Below are 16,019 nucleotides of genomic sequence, written 5' to 3'. Positions count from 1 at the left end.
TCCTACAGCTTGCTGTATTCCGTAGTTTGTGAACGACCGTAAGTGATCTGCCTGATCCCGTGAGGACCATCATGGAATATCGCGATAGCCGAGTAATCGCCTTCGGCCGAGCCGGTTTCAAACGCATTCAAAACTCGTTCACAGAGACTTTTCTGTGCGGGTGTAAGTATCATGATGCCCTCTCTGTCGATAGTTAACCGTTACACTTCACTTACTTTTCGGACTGTCGGATTTACCCGGTGCTGCTGGTTTTGGGCCAGTTGAACGGACCTGCATAACCCGTTGAAGAATATCGAACCAGAAAGGTCCGCCGAGTGAGACGGCGAAAATAGTCACCAGCAGGCCCACCACTTTTGCCAGCCATTCAGCACCCCCTTGCGGCCATCCTTTCCAGCCCAGTTCGAAGCCTGCAGACTGCATAACGGCAATCGCGTGGTTATATTTGCCTTTAGCTGTCGCGATGCGCTCCTTGTCCTGAGCCTGATTTTTCGCCTCATTGACTTCCTGCTGCGCGATCGCCACCATTTTTTCTCGAACATCAGGATTGGAGGCCAGCACAGTCGCAAGGTTGAGGGTGTCAATATTCCCCCCAAGAACCAGAACGGTGGCGACAATCAACGTGATGGTCTGCATTTTTCGTTTATACCAACCCGAGGCGCGATCCATTACCGCATCAAACTGTTTTGCAACCGCGTTGCGAAACGTGGCCGCGTTATTGCCCGTCTGCGCCACCACTGTTTCGAGGATGCCTTTGATCCGATTATTTTTGGCATTTCCCGGCATGGCATTCACTCCAGCGGAGAGCGTTGCCATCGCACTTTTGCTGACAACTAACGCCTCCACGACTTGCGCGACAATGTCTGGGGGAATATAGGAAGGACGCCCCTGGTTTCCTTTACTTAGGGACTGAATTAACGGATGTTCAAAAAACTGAGTAATAAATTGCTGATTTTGCGACAGATCGCCTGAAAGGAACTCGTTCAGCGCCACGTCAAGATTTTGACTACGAATACGGGTCCACGCAGAAATAGCTTCAACAATCGCGGTACATGCTATCCCAAACATGAAATACACAGTCATTATCCCAATTAATATATCAAGCGTTTCAAGTCCAAACATATTGTCTCCCTCACGGTGAAGAACGTTTGGTCAACCGATAGCAGAACCATGCGGGTTGCTTCCTGAAAATATGAGTCAGAAACAGTGAGTATTCGGTAAGAGGTTCGGGTAATGACTCCAACTTATTGATAGTGTTTTATGTTCAGATAATGCCCGATGACTTTGTCATGCAGCTCCACCGATTTTGAGAACGACAGCGACTTCCGTCCCAGCCGTGCCAGGTGCTGCCTCAGATTCAGGTTATGCCGCTCAATTCGCTGCGTATATCGCTTGCTGATTACGTGCAGCTTTCCCTTCAGGCGGGATTCATACAGCGGCCAGCCATCCGTCATCCATATCACCACGTCAAAGGGTGACAGCAGGCTCATAAGACGCCCCAGCGTCGCCATAGTGCGTTCACCGAATACGTGCGCAACAACCGTCTTCCGGAGCCTGTCATACGCGTAAAACAGCCAGCGCTGGCGCGATTTAGCCCCGACGTATCCCCACTGTTCGTCCATTTCCGCGCAGACGATGACGTCACTGCCCGGCTGTATGCGCGAGGTTACCGACTGCGGCCTGAGTTTTTTAAATGGCGGAAAATCGTGTTGAGGCCAACGCCCATAATGCGGGCGGTTGCCCGGCATCCAACGCCATTCATGGCCATATCAATGATTTTCTGGTGCGTACCGGGTTGAGAAGCGGTGTAAGTGAACTGCAGTTGCCATGTTTTACGGCAGTGAGAGCAGAGATAGCGCTGATGTCCGGCAGTGCTTTTGCCGTTACGCACCACCCCGTCAGTAGCTGAACAGGAGGGACAGCTGATAGAAACAGAAGCCACTGGAGCACCTCAAAAACACCATCATACACTAAATCAGTAAGTTGGCAGCATCACCTAACACAAGTATACCCTGTTCGGCGATAGTAGACTCCTGGAGACAAGAGTCTACTATCAGTACGAATGTCCATAACCAGGAACGACCAGGTAAAAGCTAACACTCATGTGTCGAACTACATTTAACCTTATGTATTTGCTATATATCTAGTTATATTAAGACATCCCCCAAGGAAGAATATGACTGTGCCACTTTCGTCTGTCCCTCATCCCTCTGCTCACGGCATTTTGCCTGCCCACGTTAGCCCATCAGGCAACGTTGAATAAAGTCAAAGAAGCAGAAAGACAGCTCACCGCACGCGTTTATGCCGAGCTGGATCTCACCAGCAGCGCTGGTGCTATCACGCGTTGACGCCGGGCAAGAGCAGCTCAAACCGTCGCATTAAGTACGGCCTGCCTGACCTGGTCGAGTACTCGCCGGTAACGGAAAAACATCTTGCGGACGGCATGACCGTCGGCGAATTATACGATGCCACCATCACCCTATGCTGAGTAAAGTGGTTTAAATCCAGCAATGTGCCCACATTAAGAAGAGATACTCTAAAATTATTCATTATATCTATGACTACCAATAACTTTTTAGATTTTGTAAAATAATTTGAACTGAATTAATGTGACGTCAAAATCACTGGAGAAAGTCTTATGAAACTCGCCATCTATAGTACAAAACAGTACGACAAGAAGTATCTGCAGCAGGTTAACGAGGCTTTTGGTTTTGAACTTGAATTCTTTGACTTTCTGTTGACGGAAAAAACAGCGAAAACCGCCCATGGTTGTGAAGCCGTGTGCATTTTCGTCAACGACGATGGCAGCCGCCCTGTTCTGGAAGAACTGAAAAAGCACGGTGTGAAATACATCGCGCTGCGCTGCGCCGGGTTCAATAACGTCGATCTGGACGCTGCGAAAGAGTTGGGCTTGCAGGTTGTACGTGTTCCTGCCTATTCACCTGAAGCCGTCGCCGAACATGCAATCGGTATGATGATGACGCTGAACCGCCGTATCCATCGTGCTTATCAGCGTACTCGTGACGCCAACTTCTCTCTTGAGGGGCTGACCGGCTTTACCATGTATGGCAAAACGGCTGGGGTGATTGGTACAGGTAAAATCGGTGTTGCTGCACTGCGGATCCTGAAAGGGTTTGGTATGCGCCTGCTGGCGTTTGATCCCTACCCAAGCGCTGCTGCGCTGGAGTTAGGCGTTGAATATGTCGATCTTAAAACACTGTTTGCGGAGTCTGATGTTATTTCCCTGCACTGCCCGTTAACACCAGAAAATTATCATCTGCTCAATCACGAAGCTTTTGAGCAAATGAAAAATGGCGTGATGGTTATCAACACCAGCCGCGGGGCGTTGATCGATTCTCAGGCAGCAATCGACGCGCTGAAAAACCAGAAGATCGGTTCCCTGGGGATGGACGTGTACGAAAATGAACGCGACCTGTTCTTTGAAGATAAGTCCAATGATGTGATTCAGGATGATGTGTTCCGTCGTTTGTCAGCCTGTCATAACGTCCTGTTCACCGGGCATCAGGCATTCCTGACTGCCGAAGCATTGACCAGCATTTCTGAAACAACCTTGCAGAATCTGGCTCAAATCGCCAAAGGCGAAACCTGCCCGAACGCCCTCTTCTAATCATTCCGCTCCCCCGCCTCCGGGGGAGCATTTTCAGATAACCCCCAATGATAAATCTGGCGATATCATTACCATCACGAATGCAATTCCGCCACGAACGTAGAGAAAGTTAATGAAGAAAATTGTCACGCTGATTGCGCTCAGCATGCTTATGGCTGGCTGTGTGAGCAATGGAAAAATTTCCGTCAATCGCGAACAGTTACAGCACCACCGTTTTGTTTTACAGAGCGTCAATGGCAAGCCGGTAACCGTCGCCAATAACCCACCTGAATTAAGTTTCGGTGAAAATATGACGGTGTCGGGAAAAATGTGTAATCAGTTCCACGGTCAGGGCAAGCTGTCCGACGGTGAATTAAAAGTGAAAGACATGGCAATGACGCGCATGATGTGCGCCGATCCACAGCTTAACGCGCTCGACGGCATCGTCAGCGAGATGTTTAAGCAAGGCGCACAGGTTGATCTGACTGCTGACCAGTTAACACTGGCCACGGCAGAACAAACGTTGACGTTTAAACTGGCAGATTTAATGTAGTAAAAGCAGTGGTTCAATAATTTCCACAGCTTCCGGCGGCAAGCGACTGCTCACTACAGCGTTTGCCGTTAGGTAATGCACACATGCCGATGGCAGAACCATCCAGTTGACGGGCAACGGATAGCGAACCGCCAATCATGGCGCAATTTGCCTCTCCAGAACTGGACATTGCGGCCTTCATCCCCGGTGCGACATGAGCGGCGGTTGCCTGCTGAACAGGTTCACTGCTGCACGCCGATAATAATAACGCGGCACACCCTACCCAAAACGCTGCGCGCATCTTACTCCCCTCTGAATATTAACCAAACGACACAGCCATAAATAATAGGCAGCGAAAACACCGCCGTCGAGAGGCAAAATGCGCATTTATGCGTGCTGTTTACATTTTCTGGCAATTTTTTGGCTCCTCCTTTGATCAAACCATTCATTCTGATTATTCCCAGGACACAAAAGCGAAAATCTGTCTTTAGCGCTTTTGCTAAAATAGAAAGATATAACTACAGGATTCGCCGCGGTTACGCGGATCCCTCTTTTTGCGCAATGTAAGGGTGTCAGTATGCAAACAATTGACGGTAATGGTGCGGTTGCTTCGGTCGCATTTCGTACCAGCGAAGTTATCGCCATCTACCCGATTACACCAAGTTCGACGATGGCGGAACAGGCAGACGCCTGGGCCGGGAACGGGCTTAAAAACGTGTGGGGGGATACCCCTCGCGTCGTTGAAATGCAGTCGGAAGGCGGTGCGATCGCGACCGTTCACGGCGCGTTGCAGACCGGCGCGCTCTCTACGTCGTTTACCTCATCGCAGGGCCTGTTGCTGATGATCCCAACGCTGTACAAACTGGCCGGTCAGTTGACGCCATTTGTGCTGCACGTTGCCGCGCGTACGATTGCTACTCATGCGCTGTCTATCTTCGGTGACCATTCCGACGTAATGGCGGTGCGCCAGACGGGTTGTGCGATGCTCTGCGCCAGCAGCGTCCAGGAAGCACAGGATTTCGCACTGATTTCACAAATCGCCACCCTGAAAAGTCGGGTGCCTTTTATTCATTTCTTTGATGGTTTCCGTACTTCGCATGAAATCAATAAAATTGTGCCGCTAGCCGATGACACGATCCTCGGACTAATGCCGCAGGCGGAAATCGATGCTCACCGCGCCCGCGCGCTTAATCCAGAGCATCCGGTTATTCGCGGTACATCTGCGAACCCGGATACCTACTTCCAGTCGCGCGAAGCGACAAACCCCTGGTACAACGCGGTTTACGAAAACGTCGAACAGGCGATGAACGACTTCGCCGCGGCGACGGGCCGCCAGTATCAACCCTTTGAATATTACGGTCATCCGCAGGCAGAACGCGTCATTATCTTGATGGGTTCTGCGATTGGTACCTGCGAAGAAGTCGTCGACGAGTTACTTGCTCGTGGAGAGAAAGTTGGCGTCCTGAAAGTTCGACTGTTCCGCCCCTTCTCCGCCAGACATTTACTGCAAGTATTACCAGAAACGGCGCGTAGCGTTGCCGTTCTGGATCGCACCAAAGAGCCTGGCGCCCAAGCAGAACCGTTGTATCTGGATGTAATGACCGCGTTGGCAGAAGCCTTTAACTGCGGTGAGCGGGAAACCCTACCGCGCGTGATTGGCGGACGTTACGGGCTTTCTTCTAAAGAGTTTGGCCCGGACTGCGTGATGGCGGTGTTTAATGAACTGAGCAGCGCTAAGCCCAAATCACGTTTTACGGTCGGTATTTATGACGACGTCACCAATTTGTCGCTACCTCTGCCAGAAAACACCCTGCCCGGTACCGCGAAGCTCGAAGCGCTGTTCTACGGTCTGGGCAGTGACGGTAGCGTGTCGGCCACCAAAAACAATATCAAGATTATCGGTAACTCCACGCCGTGGTACGCGCAGGGTTATTTCGTCTATGACTCGAAAAAGGCAGGTGGCCTGACCGTTTCTCACCTGCGCGTCAGTGAGAAGCCTATCCGTTCCGCGTATCTGGTATCGCAGGCTGATTTTGTCGGCTGCCATCAGTTGCAGTTTATCGATAAATACCAAATGGCCGAGCGTCTGAAGCCTGGCGGTATTTTCCTGCTCAATACCCCGTACAGCGTGGATGAAGTCTGGGCGCGTTTGCCGCAGGAAGTTCAGGCGGTCCTGAATCAGAAGAAAGCCCGTTTCTATGTGATTAATGCGGCCAAAATCGCGCGCGAGTGCGGTCTGGCTGCGCGTATTAACACCGTGATGCAGATGGCATTCTTCCATCTGACGCAAATCTTACCTGGTGACAGCGCGCTGATTGAATTGCAGGGTGCGATTGCGAAAAGCTACAGCAATAAAGGTCAGGATCTGGTGGAACGTAACTGGCAGGCGCTGGCGCTGGCACGTGAATCCGTTGCCGAAGTGGCACTGCAACCGGTTGATCCACACAGCGCCAACCGTCCGCCGGTAGTTTCCGATGCCGCGCCTGATTTCGTGAAAACCGTCACCGCAGCGATGCTCGCCGGACTCGGCGATGCCCTGCCCGTTTCAGCGTTACCGCCGGACGGTACCTGGCCGATGGGTACCACGCGCTGGGAAAAACGCAATATTGCCGAAGAGATCCCAATCTGGAAAGAAGATCTGTGTACCCAGTGTAATCATTGCGTTGCCGCCTGTCCGCACTCGGCAATCCGCGCCAAAGTGGTTTCACCAGAAGCGATGGAAAACGCGCCTGCCAGCCTGCATTCGTTGGATGTGAAATCACGCGATATGCGCGGTCAAAAATATGTCCTGCAGGTTGCACCTGAAGATTGCACCGGTTGTAATCTGTGCGTCGAAGTGTGCCCTGCGAAAGACAGGCAAAATCCGGAGATCAAGGCCATCAATATGATGTCGCGCCTTGAGCATGTTGAAGAAGAAAAAGTTAACTACGACTTCTTCCTCAATCTGCCGGAGATTGATCGCACTAAACTGGAACGTATTGATATTCGTACCTCGCAGTTGATAACGCCGCTGTTTGAATATTCCGGCGCCTGCTCTGGCTGTGGTGAAACGCCGTATATCAAACTGCTTACGCAGCTGTACGGCGATCGTATGCTGATCGCCAATGCGACCGGCTGTTCATCGATTTATGGCGGTAACCTGCCCTCAACGCCGTATACCACCGATGCCAATGGCCGTGGCCCTGCATGGGCGAACTCACTGTTTGAGGATAACGCCGAGTTCGGTCTGGGCTTCCGTCTGACGGTGGATCAGCATCGTGTGCGCGTCATGCGTTTACTGGAACAGTTTGCCGATAAAATCCCGGCTGAGCTGAATGACGCCCTGCACGCGGAGGCAACACCAGAAGTCCGTCGTGAGCAAGTTGCCGCGCTGCGCCAGCACCTGAAAGATGTCGAAGGCGCACAGCAACTGTTAACCGATGCCGACGCGCTGGTCGAAAAATCCATCTGGCTGATTGGCGGCGACGGCTGGGCTTACGATATTGGCTTTGGCGGCCTGGATCACGTCCTGAGCCTGACCGAGAACGTCAATATTCTGGTGCTGGATACTCAATGTTACTCCAACACGGGTGGACAAGCGTCGAAAGCCACGCCGCTCGGGGCCGTCACCAAATTTGGCGAGCACGGTAAGCGCAAGGCGCGTAAAGATCTTGGCGTCAGTATGATGATGTACGGGCACGTGTATGTTGCACAGATCTCTCTGGGCGCACAGCTAAACCAGACGGTGAAAGCGATTCAGGAAGCGGAAGCCTATCCAGGTCCGTCGCTGATTATCGCCTATAGCCCATGTGAGGAGCACGGTTACGATCTTGCGCTAAGCCACGATCAGATGCGCCAGCTCACCGCTACCGGGTTCTGGCCGCTGTACCGCTTTGATCCGCGTCGTGCAGACGAAGGTAAACTGCCGCTGGCGCTGGACTCTCGCCCACCGTCAGACGCGCTGGCTGAGACATTGATGAACGAGCAGCGCTTCCGCCGCCTGAATGCTCAACAACCCGAGGTTGCGGAGCAACTGTGGAAAGACGCAACGGCTGACTTGCAAAAACGCTACGATTTCCTGGCGCAATTGGCAGGAAAAGCAGAAAAGAGCAGCACTGATTAATACGCTCTGTCAGGTATTAACCAGGAGTCAAAAAAAAAGCCCGAACAATTGTTCGGGCTTGTCAATTTATTCGCTGAGTAGTGAGCATTCCTGCCAACATACCAACGACAATAAATTAAGTCGTGACAATAAAGGCATATAACCCGCGCAGAATAACGCAATGAGATTCACTTGTATAATTTTTATTTTATATATTTCCACAACAAAACATTCATGATAATTATCACCATTTCAGCAGAATTATTTATTTAAGGTTTTACTTAAGGCGTAACAATTCATATTTATCTCTTTACGGAACTTCTCCTTTAGCATGCTTTTACTCCCTACACGGGTAGTCACAGGTTAATAAAAAAACTAAAGGATTATTTCAATGAACAGAAAAGTATTGGCACTTGTAATTCCTGCACTGTTAGCGGCAGGCGTTGCTCACGCTGCTGAAGTTTATAATAAAGACGGCAACAAATTAGATCTCTATGGCAAAGTAGACGGCCTGCATTACTTCTCCGACGACGCCAACGGCGATGGCGATCAGACTTATATGCGTATGGGCTTCAAAGGTGAAACTCAGGTTAACGATATGATCACCGGTTATGGCCAGTGGGAATATCAGGTTCAGGCTAACGGTACTGAAAGCGGCGATAAAGGTGATTCCTGGACTCGTCTGGCCTTCGCCGGTATTAAAGTTGGCGACTACGGTTCATTCGACTACGGTCGTAACTACGGTGTACTGTACGACGTAGAAGGCTGGACCGATATGCTGCCAGAATTCGGTGGCGACTCCTATACCAAGGCTGATAACTTCATGACCGGTCGTGCTAACGGCGTAGCGACCTACCGTAACACCGACTTCTTCGGTCTGGTTGACGGTCTGAACGTTGCGCTGCAGTATCAGGGCGCGAACGAAAGTCAAAACGGGCAGGAAGGCACCAATAATAGTGGTGACCGTAATGTGAAGAACTCCAACGGTGACGGCTTCGGTATCTCCTCTACCTACGATCTGGGTATGGGCGTAAGCTTCGGTGCAGCATATACCTCTTCCGATCGTACCAACGAGCAGGTAAATCAATCCACTGCTGGCGGCGACAAAGCGGATGCGTGGACTGCCGGTCTGAAATACGACGCGAACAACATCTATCTGGCAACCATGTACTCCGAAACCCGCAATATGACTCCGTATGGCGGCTCAGACGGTCACGACAATACTATTGCCAACAAAACTCAGAACTTTGAAGTTACGGCACAATATCAATTCGACTTTGGTCTGCGTCCGGAAGTGTCTTTCCTGATGTCTAAAGGTAAAGATCTGGGCGTAAATGGATCTGACGGCGACCAGGATCTGGTGAAATATGCATCCGTAGGCGCTACTTACTACTTCAACAAAAACTTCTCTACCTATGTTGATTACAAAATCAACCTGCTGGATGAAGATAAAAGCTTCTACACCCAGAACGACATCTCTACCGATGACGTTGTAGCACTGGGTATGGTTTACCAGTTCTAATCTGTCTCTGATAGCCCGCTGGCAACAGCGGGCTTTCCTTTCTGTTATCGCAATTCTGTTTTATCCAGATCAAAACATTATATCTGTTGCGTTAAAATACACCTTTGATAGATGATATCTTGCATTAATACCTGTAGTAGAGGATACCTGCAATGAATCATCACCCCGTTAAATCATCCCGTATTGCATCCGTCGGCTATGACGAATCCTCTCGCACACTGGAAATTCGCTTTCATCAACTCACTACATTGCAGTATCAGCATGTCCCGGCGCGTATTTTTCGTGATTTCCTTAGCGTGGTCTCTAAGGGCCGATTTTATGATGGGGTTATAAAAGGGAAATTTCCTGAAATCAAAATAAAGTGATGCCAAAATGTGATCTTTGTCATTGTACATAAAGTGCCATTACGCGGTAAGCTTTAGATGGATACTTAAACAGGAGGTTTTATGAACAGAACGATTCTTGTACCCATCGATATTTCAGACTCAGAATTAACTCAACGCGTTATTGCCCATGTTGAAGCAGAGGCAAAAATTGACGATGCGCAGGTGCATTTTCTGACCGTTATTCCGTCATTGCCCTATTATGCTTCCCTGGGACTGGCCTACTCGGCGGAGTTACCGGCCATGGACGATCTGAAAGCCGAAGCGAAATCTCAACTGGAAGAGATTATCAAGAAGTTCAATATCCCGACGGACAGAGTGCATGTTCACGTTGCTGAAGGTGCGCCAAAAGATAAAATCCTGGAGATCGCCAGGAAATTACCTGCAGATATGGTCATTATTGCCTCACACCGACCGGACATCACCACTTATCTGCTGGGCTCTAACGCCGCAGCCGTGGTGCGTCACGCGGAGTGTTCAGTTCTGGTGGTTCGCTAAGCTGTCTGGCCCGCACACCGTTGCGGGCTTTTTGTTTCTCCCTCTTTTACCCCGCGATTCCTGACCTAAATGTGCTGACATTTTTCCCGCTTATCCGTACCATACACGCCACAGTTTTTATATCAGACTTTTTTTGCCGGACTATCCGGCGTGATGCATACTCTTCTGATGCCACACTACGAATTGAGCCTCTATTAAATGTCGCAAAATCAAGATATTAGTAAGAAAGAACAATACAACCTGAACAAATTACAGAAACGCCTGCGTCGTAACGTAGGTGAAGCTATTGCCGATTTCAATATGATCGAAGACGGCGATCGCATTATGGTGTGTCTTTCCGGTGGGAAAGATAGCTACACCATGCTGGAAATCCTGCGAAATTTGCAGCAAAGCGCCCCAATCAGTTTCTCTTTGGTCGCCGTAAATTTGGATCAAAAACAACCGGGCTTCCCGGAGCACATCCTGCCGGAGTATCTGGAACAACTGGGTGTTGAGTATAAAATTGTCGAAGAAAATACCTACGGGATCGTCAAAGATAAAATTCCTGAAGGCAAAACGACCTGCTCTCTCTGTTCTCGTCTGCGCCGCGGCATTTTGTACCGCACGGCAACCGAATTAGGCGCCACCAAAATTGCGCTCGGACACCATCGCGACGACATCCTGCAAACACTGTTTTTAAATATGTTCTACGGCGGGAAAATGAAAGGCATGCCGCCGAAGCTGATGAGCGATGATGGTAAGCATATTGTGATCCGTCCGCTGGCCTATTGCCGCGAAAAAGATATCGAGCGCTTCTCTGAAGCGAAAGGTTTCCCGATTATTCCGTGCAACCTGTGTGGTTCACAGCCTAACCTGCAACGTCAGGTGATCGCTGATATGCTGCGTGACTGGGATAAGCGCTATCCAGGTCGTATTGAAACGATGTTCAGTGCGATGCAGAATGTGGTGCCTTCTCACCTGAGCGATATTAATCTGTTCGATTTTAAAGGCATCAAACACGGCTCAGAAGTGGTAGATGGCGGAGATCTGGCATTCGATCGTGAAGAGATCCCACTGCAACCAGCAGGCTGGCAGCCGGAAGAAGATGAAAACCAGTTAGATGAGTTGCGTCTGAACGTGGTGGAAGTGAAGTAATAGAGAGGATGCCGTATCCGGCCTACTGGACAAGGTATTATGTCAGTACCAGTAGGCCTGATAAGCGGAACGCCATCAGGCATTCCTACGGGCATTTATTTTAATAAACGAACCCGGCAGTTCTTACCTTTGATCTTACCGTTCTGCAGTTGCTTCCACGCTTTATGTGCCACAGCCTGGCGAACGGCCACGTAGACATGCGCCGGATGAACGGCAATCTTGCCGATATCTGCCCCGTCCAGACCAATATCTCCGGTCAACGCCCCTAATACATCACCAGGCCGCATTTTAGCTTTTTTACCGCCATCGATGCACAGTGTCGCCATCTCAGCCTCCAGCGGCAGAATTGAACCATTACCCGGTGCGGGTAGCCAGTTCAGCTTCAGTTGCAGCATCTCGGACAAAATATTGGCACGTTGCGCTTCTTCCGGCGCACAGAAGCTAATCGCCAGGCCACTGTTACCCGCACGGGCAGTACGTCCAATACGGTGTACATGAACTTCCGGATCCCATGCCAGTTCAAAGTTAACCACCAGCTCGAGCGATTTAATATCCAGGCCACGCGCCGCCACATCGGTGGCAACCAGAACACGGGCACTGCCGTTGGCAAAACGTACGAGCGTCTGGTCCCGATCGCGTTGCTCAAGATCGCCATGAAGCGATAATGCGCTTTGCCCGGCTGCGTTCAGTGCATCACAAACAGCCTGACAATCTTTTTTGGTGTTACAGAAAACCACACATGATGCCGGCTGATGCTGGCTAAGTAATTTTTGCAACAGCGGAATTTTGCCGTGTGAGGAGATTTCAAAGAATTGTTGTTCAATCGCTGGCAACGCATCGACTGTATCAATCTCAATCGTTAACGGATTGTTTTGCACGCGACCACTGATCGCGGCAATTGCTTCCGGCCAGGTTGCGGAAAACAGCAATGTCTGACGGGACGCTGGTGCAAAGCGGATTACGTCATCAATTGCATCACTAAATCCCATATCCAGCATGCGGTCGGCTTCATCCATCACCAGCGTATTCAACGCATCAAGGGAGACGGTGCCTTTTTGCAGGTGGTCGAGTAAACGTCCCGGCGTGGCAACAATAATATGTGGGGCATGTTGCAGAGAATCACGCTGTGCGCCAAAGGGCTGGCCACCGCACAGCGTCAAAATTTTGGTATTTGGCAGAAAACGCGCCAAACGACGCAATTCACCGGCGACCTGGTCAGCCAGTTCGCGGGTTGGGCACAGCACCAGCGACTGAGTCTGAAACAGCGCAGCATCAATGTGTTGTAACAGGCCAAGACCAAACGCGGCCGTTTTGCCACTGCCGGTTTTTGCCTGCACACGAACATCTTTTCCTGCCAGGATTGCCGGCAACGCAGCGGCCTGAACAGGCGTCATTTCAAGATAACCCAGCTCATTAAGATTCTCGAGTTGGGCGGCAGGCAAAACATTCAGGGTTGAAAAAGCGGTCACAATTTAATCTCGCGGTAAAAACTCACATTCAGCAGGCGCGTATCCTCGCAGATCTGCGCCCGTGATGCGACAATTTAATCGGCTCTTCATCCGGTGACGGGTCCGGCATAGGTTGCGGACGAGGTATGGAGTCGGGAATCGGAACCGGGTCGGTGGGAACAGTATCGGAATGGGGACGTTGCAACTGCAACGGGGCGAATAAGCAGGTCATATTACCCTCCAGTGAGTCAGGCTGACCCTTTTAGGGTAGACGCTGGTTTCCTACAGGCAAAAAAAAGCCGACTAATCTAAGTCGGCGTCGTACGAATCAATTGTGCTATGCAGTAATTCAAAAAAGGAAGTAAGACAATATGGAGCGCAACGCCCATCGCTTGACGTTGCATTCACCTGCGAGAGAGATATTGCCCCGAATAGGTAGATGGTTTATTGACCTCGCTCAAAAACTTCGCCGTTTTCACTCACGAAAGTCAATAAAAAACGTAGTTGTTACAACCATTTACTACGATGCAACCATAAAGTAACACCACCAATCAGGACAACTAACAGAATACAGAATAGCGAAAAACCAAACTGCCAGCCGCCACCGGGAATCCCCCCGAGATTGACGCCAAACAGTCCGGTTAAAAATGTGCTGGGCAGAAAAACCATTGCCATCAACGACATGGTATAGGTTCTTCGCGCCAGAGATTCCTGCATAACCTGAGCAATTTCATCCGCCATAATGCCCGTCCGGGCGATGCATGCGTCGATCTCATCCAACCCTCTTCCCAATCTGTCGGCGATATCCTGCATCCGACGTCGGTGATCGTCAGTCATCCACGGTAAACGTTCACTGGCCAGGCGCGCATAAACATCGCGCTGAGGGGCCATATAGCGCCGCATGACTATCAGTTGTTTGCGCAGCAATGCCAGAAAACCGCGAGGCGGGATCTGCTGATCCAGCAGGTTGTCTTCCAGATCGATAATTTTGTCATGCAATTGTTCGATAAACTCACTGGCATGATCGGTTAAGGCATCACAAACATCCACAAGCCAGCTACCACAGTCAGACGGTCCCGTCCCTTCCTGCAAGTCACTTACCACATCATCCAGTGCCAGCACTTTACGCTGACGTGTTGAGACAATCAGGCGTTCATCCATATATAAGCGCATGGCGACAAGCTGGTCAGGGCGTTCGTCGGTGCTGCCATTAATACAGCGTAACGTAATCAGCGTCCCTTCCCCGATCCTGCTTACGCGCGGGCGAGTACTTTCTCCCGCCAGTGCATCACGCACATTATTAGGAAGCAGAGGCGTTGTCGCCAGCCATTGCGCGCTATCAGAATGGGTGTAATTAAGATGCAGCCAGCACGGATGCGCACTGTCGATAACATCGTTGTCTTCCAGCGGTTTCACGCCACCGCGACCATCCAGCAGCCAGGCAAACACGGCATCCGGCACATTAACTTCGGTTCCCTTAATGGCTTCCACAGCGCCTCCATAAACATTCAAACTTTTTGTTAGTCTAGTCTTCAGTATATGTTAAGCAATATCGCATTGTCCCATTATGCTGAAATGATTCATAAAAGTGTTCAAGAAAATAAAAAGCGCCGACGGGTTCGGCGCTGTGGCGAGCAGATGTTGAATCTTAATATGAAGAACTGCATTTAACCCGTTGATGTAGTCCGGAGACAGGAGAATCTCGATGCAAGATCGTGGTTGTTTCGACAGATATATTTTTACTTAAGCGAAATTTATGTGTACGTGACAGAAGATCATTCACCTGACTTTTCAGGATACCGGACGAATCAGATAACTCATCGACCATGCTGACATTACTTTGCGTCACGTTTTCCAGTTCGACAAGAGCCTGGGTAATTCTGGTGATCCCGTTTTCCTGTTCCCGTGTGGTTGTTAATATCTCCGCCATCAGCTGATTTAATTGCCCTGCACCACCCACAATATCCTGCATGTTTTTTTCGGCTTCACGTACAACCGCCGCACCCTGCTGGACATTGTGATGCGTTTCATCGATAAGCCGTTTAATACTTTTTGCCGCTTCTGCGCTACGATGTGCCAATATTCTCACTTCACCTGCAACGACAGAAAAACCTTTGCCATGTTCACCAGCCCTCGCCGCCTCAACCGCCGCATTCAATGCCAGAATATTCGTCTGGAATGCAATACCATCTATTAACGCGATAATTTCAGTCATCTGCTGAGCGCAGTCGGTGATCGAGCGCATATTGGTGGCGACCTGCACCATTAAATCGCCCCCCTGGCGAGCAGATTGTGTCGCAATATTTGCCTGGGCGCTCGCCATGTGCGTATTGTCTGCATTATTGCGCGTACTAACCGCTATCTCATCCATATTCGCAGCTGTTTGCATTAACGCGCCAGACTGCTGTTCCGTTTTTACTGACAGTTCAGCGCTACGCTCCGCGAGTTGTTCAGAAAGCGTCATCACGGTCCGCGAAGAGGATCTGATCTCACTGACTAACGTGGAAATATTACTCGCCAGACTGTTAATTCCCGGAATAAGTCTGCCAGCACAATTATTACCGAACTCAGGAATACTCATTGCCAGATTCCCTGCAGTCACCTCTTCAATGCTTTCTTTTACCGTATTAATCGGCACGACGAGATATTTTGTCATATACCACCATAAATATAATAGTGAAATAGTACAAACCACATCAGTGCCAATAATGACATTAAATCCTGCAGATAATATTACCTCTACGATATTGAGGACCACTACGGTACATACCAGAAATAAAGTAATAAACGTCCTGACGCTTATATTATTTAACATTT

At 50.0% G+C, this 16,019-nt stretch carries 15 protein-coding genes and 1 pseudogene; 8 read left to right on the top strand and 8 right to left on the bottom strand.

All coding sequences use genetic code 11. The features are described 5' to 3' along the window. Positions 1–2: 2 nt before the first annotated feature. From SK32_RS26240 to SK32_RS04820, 3 genes are all read right to left on the bottom strand, one after another. A complete protein-coding gene (locus SK32_RS26240; protein WP_197081308.1) occupies positions 3–173 on the bottom strand; it encodes a hypothetical protein in 171 nt (56 codons plus the stop codon). A gap of 34 nt (positions 174–207) precedes the next feature. Continuing rightward, positions 208–1,065 carry a hypothetical protein gene (locus SK32_RS04825; RefSeq protein WP_137379026.1) on the bottom strand — a complete coding sequence of 286 codons (858 nt, stop codon included), beginning with the start codon at positions 1,063–1,065 and terminating at the stop codon, positions 208–210. A 176-nt stretch (positions 1,066–1,241) separates the two neighbouring features. Then, positions 1,242–1,939, bottom strand: a protein-coding gene (locus tag SK32_RS04820; RefSeq protein ID WP_095033700.1) for an IS1-like element IS1B family transposase whose coding sequence is annotated in 2 segments (ribosomal slippage) — positions 1,242–1,690 and positions 1,690–1,939 — 699 coding nt in all. Because the reading frame shifts where the segments join, the coding sequence is not laid out codon by codon here. Positions 1,940–2,177: 238 nt separating this feature from the next. On the opposite strand from SK32_RS04820, the pseudogene SK32_RS26395 reads away from it, so the two are divergent. The 3 genes and pseudogenes from SK32_RS26395 to hslJ form a co-directional block, all read left to right on the top strand. Continuing rightward, a pseudogene (locus SK32_RS26395) lies at positions 2,178–2,479 on the top strand (class A beta-lactamase LEN-27); the annotation flags it as partial. A gap of 156 nt (positions 2,480–2,635) precedes the next feature. Then, the gene (ldhA, locus tag SK32_RS04815; RefSeq protein ID WP_048211554.1) at positions 2,636–3,625 is read left to right on the top strand and encodes a D-lactate dehydrogenase; all 990 of its coding nucleotides are present in this window, start codon (positions 2,636–2,638) and stop codon (positions 3,623–3,625) included. A gap of 112 nt (positions 3,626–3,737) precedes the next feature. Further along, complete coding sequence (hslJ, locus tag SK32_RS04810) at positions 3,738–4,157, top strand: heat shock protein HslJ (RefSeq protein ID WP_048211553.1); 420 nt, start codon at positions 3,738–3,740, stop codon at positions 4,155–4,157. A gap of 13 nt (positions 4,158–4,170) precedes the next feature. Here hslJ and SK32_RS04805 read toward each other — a convergent pair whose 3' ends face one another. Further along, positions 4,171–4,437 (bottom strand): putative hemolysin, encoded by a 267-nt coding sequence (locus SK32_RS04805; protein WP_003020360.1) that lies wholly within the window; start codon positions 4,435–4,437, stop codon positions 4,171–4,173. 276 nt (positions 4,438–4,713) lie between these two features. Here SK32_RS04805 and nifJ point away from each other — a divergent pair, with 276 nt between their 5' ends. From nifJ to ttcA, 5 genes are all read left to right on the top strand, one after another. Further along, positions 4,714–8,238: a pyruvate:ferredoxin (flavodoxin) oxidoreductase gene (nifJ, locus tag SK32_RS04800; protein WP_048211552.1), complete on the top strand. Its 3,525-nt coding sequence runs from the start codon at positions 4,714–4,716 to the stop codon at positions 8,236–8,238. Positions 8,239–8,608: 370 nt separating this feature from the next. Then, positions 8,609–9,739: a porin OmpC gene (gene ompC / locus SK32_RS04795; RefSeq protein ID WP_048211551.1), complete on the top strand. Its 1,131-nt coding sequence runs from the start codon at positions 8,609–8,611 to the stop codon at positions 9,737–9,739. Between the two features lie 152 nt (positions 9,740–9,891). After that, entirely contained in the window at positions 9,892–10,104 is a 213-nt protein-coding gene (locus tag SK32_RS24345; RefSeq protein ID WP_071887345.1) for a KTSC domain-containing protein, read from the top strand. A gap of 81 nt (positions 10,105–10,185) precedes the next feature. Then, complete coding sequence (gene uspF, locus SK32_RS04785; RefSeq protein WP_005126652.1) at positions 10,186–10,620, top strand: universal stress protein UspF; 435 nt, start codon at positions 10,186–10,188, stop codon at positions 10,618–10,620. Between the two features lie 198 nt (positions 10,621–10,818). After that, the gene (gene ttcA, locus SK32_RS04780; RefSeq protein WP_048211549.1) at positions 10,819–11,754 is read left to right on the top strand and encodes a tRNA 2-thiocytidine(32) synthetase TtcA; all 936 of its coding nucleotides are present in this window, start codon (positions 10,819–10,821) and stop codon (positions 11,752–11,754) included. A 95-nt stretch (positions 11,755–11,849) separates the two neighbouring features. On the opposite strand, the gene dbpA is transcribed toward ttcA, so the two are convergent. The 4 genes from dbpA to SK32_RS04765 form a co-directional block, all read right to left on the bottom strand. Continuing rightward, the gene (dbpA, locus tag SK32_RS04775) at positions 11,850–13,223 is read right to left on the bottom strand and encodes an ATP-dependent RNA helicase DbpA (RefSeq protein WP_048211548.1); all 1,374 of its coding nucleotides are present in this window, start codon (positions 13,221–13,223) and stop codon (positions 11,850–11,852) included. A 28-nt stretch (positions 13,224–13,251) separates the two neighbouring features. After that, positions 13,252–13,434 carry a proline-rich small protein YnaL gene (ynaL, locus tag SK32_RS26675; protein WP_071887346.1) on the bottom strand — a complete coding sequence of 61 codons (183 nt, stop codon included), beginning with the start codon at positions 13,432–13,434 and terminating at the stop codon, positions 13,252–13,254. 275 nt (positions 13,435–13,709) lie between these two features. After that, positions 13,710–14,693: a zinc transporter ZntB gene (gene zntB, locus SK32_RS04770; RefSeq protein ID WP_048211547.1), complete on the bottom strand. Its 984-nt coding sequence runs from the start codon at positions 14,691–14,693 to the stop codon at positions 13,710–13,712. Positions 14,694–14,850: 157 nt separating this feature from the next. After that, positions 14,851–16,017 carry a methyl-accepting chemotaxis protein gene (locus SK32_RS04765; protein WP_048211546.1) on the bottom strand — a complete coding sequence of 389 codons (1,167 nt, stop codon included), beginning with the start codon at positions 16,015–16,017 and terminating at the stop codon, positions 14,851–14,853. Between the last annotated feature and the right edge of the window lie 2 nt (positions 16,018–16,019).

Origin of the sequence: Citrobacter sp. MGH100, assembly GCF_001034465.1 — a bacterium.
GTDB lineage: Bacteria > Pseudomonadota > Gammaproteobacteria > Enterobacterales > Enterobacteriaceae > Citrobacter > Citrobacter youngae.
The sequence above is the reverse complement of the archived record's forward strand: the minus strand, read 5'-3'. Positions and strand labels throughout refer to the sequence as shown.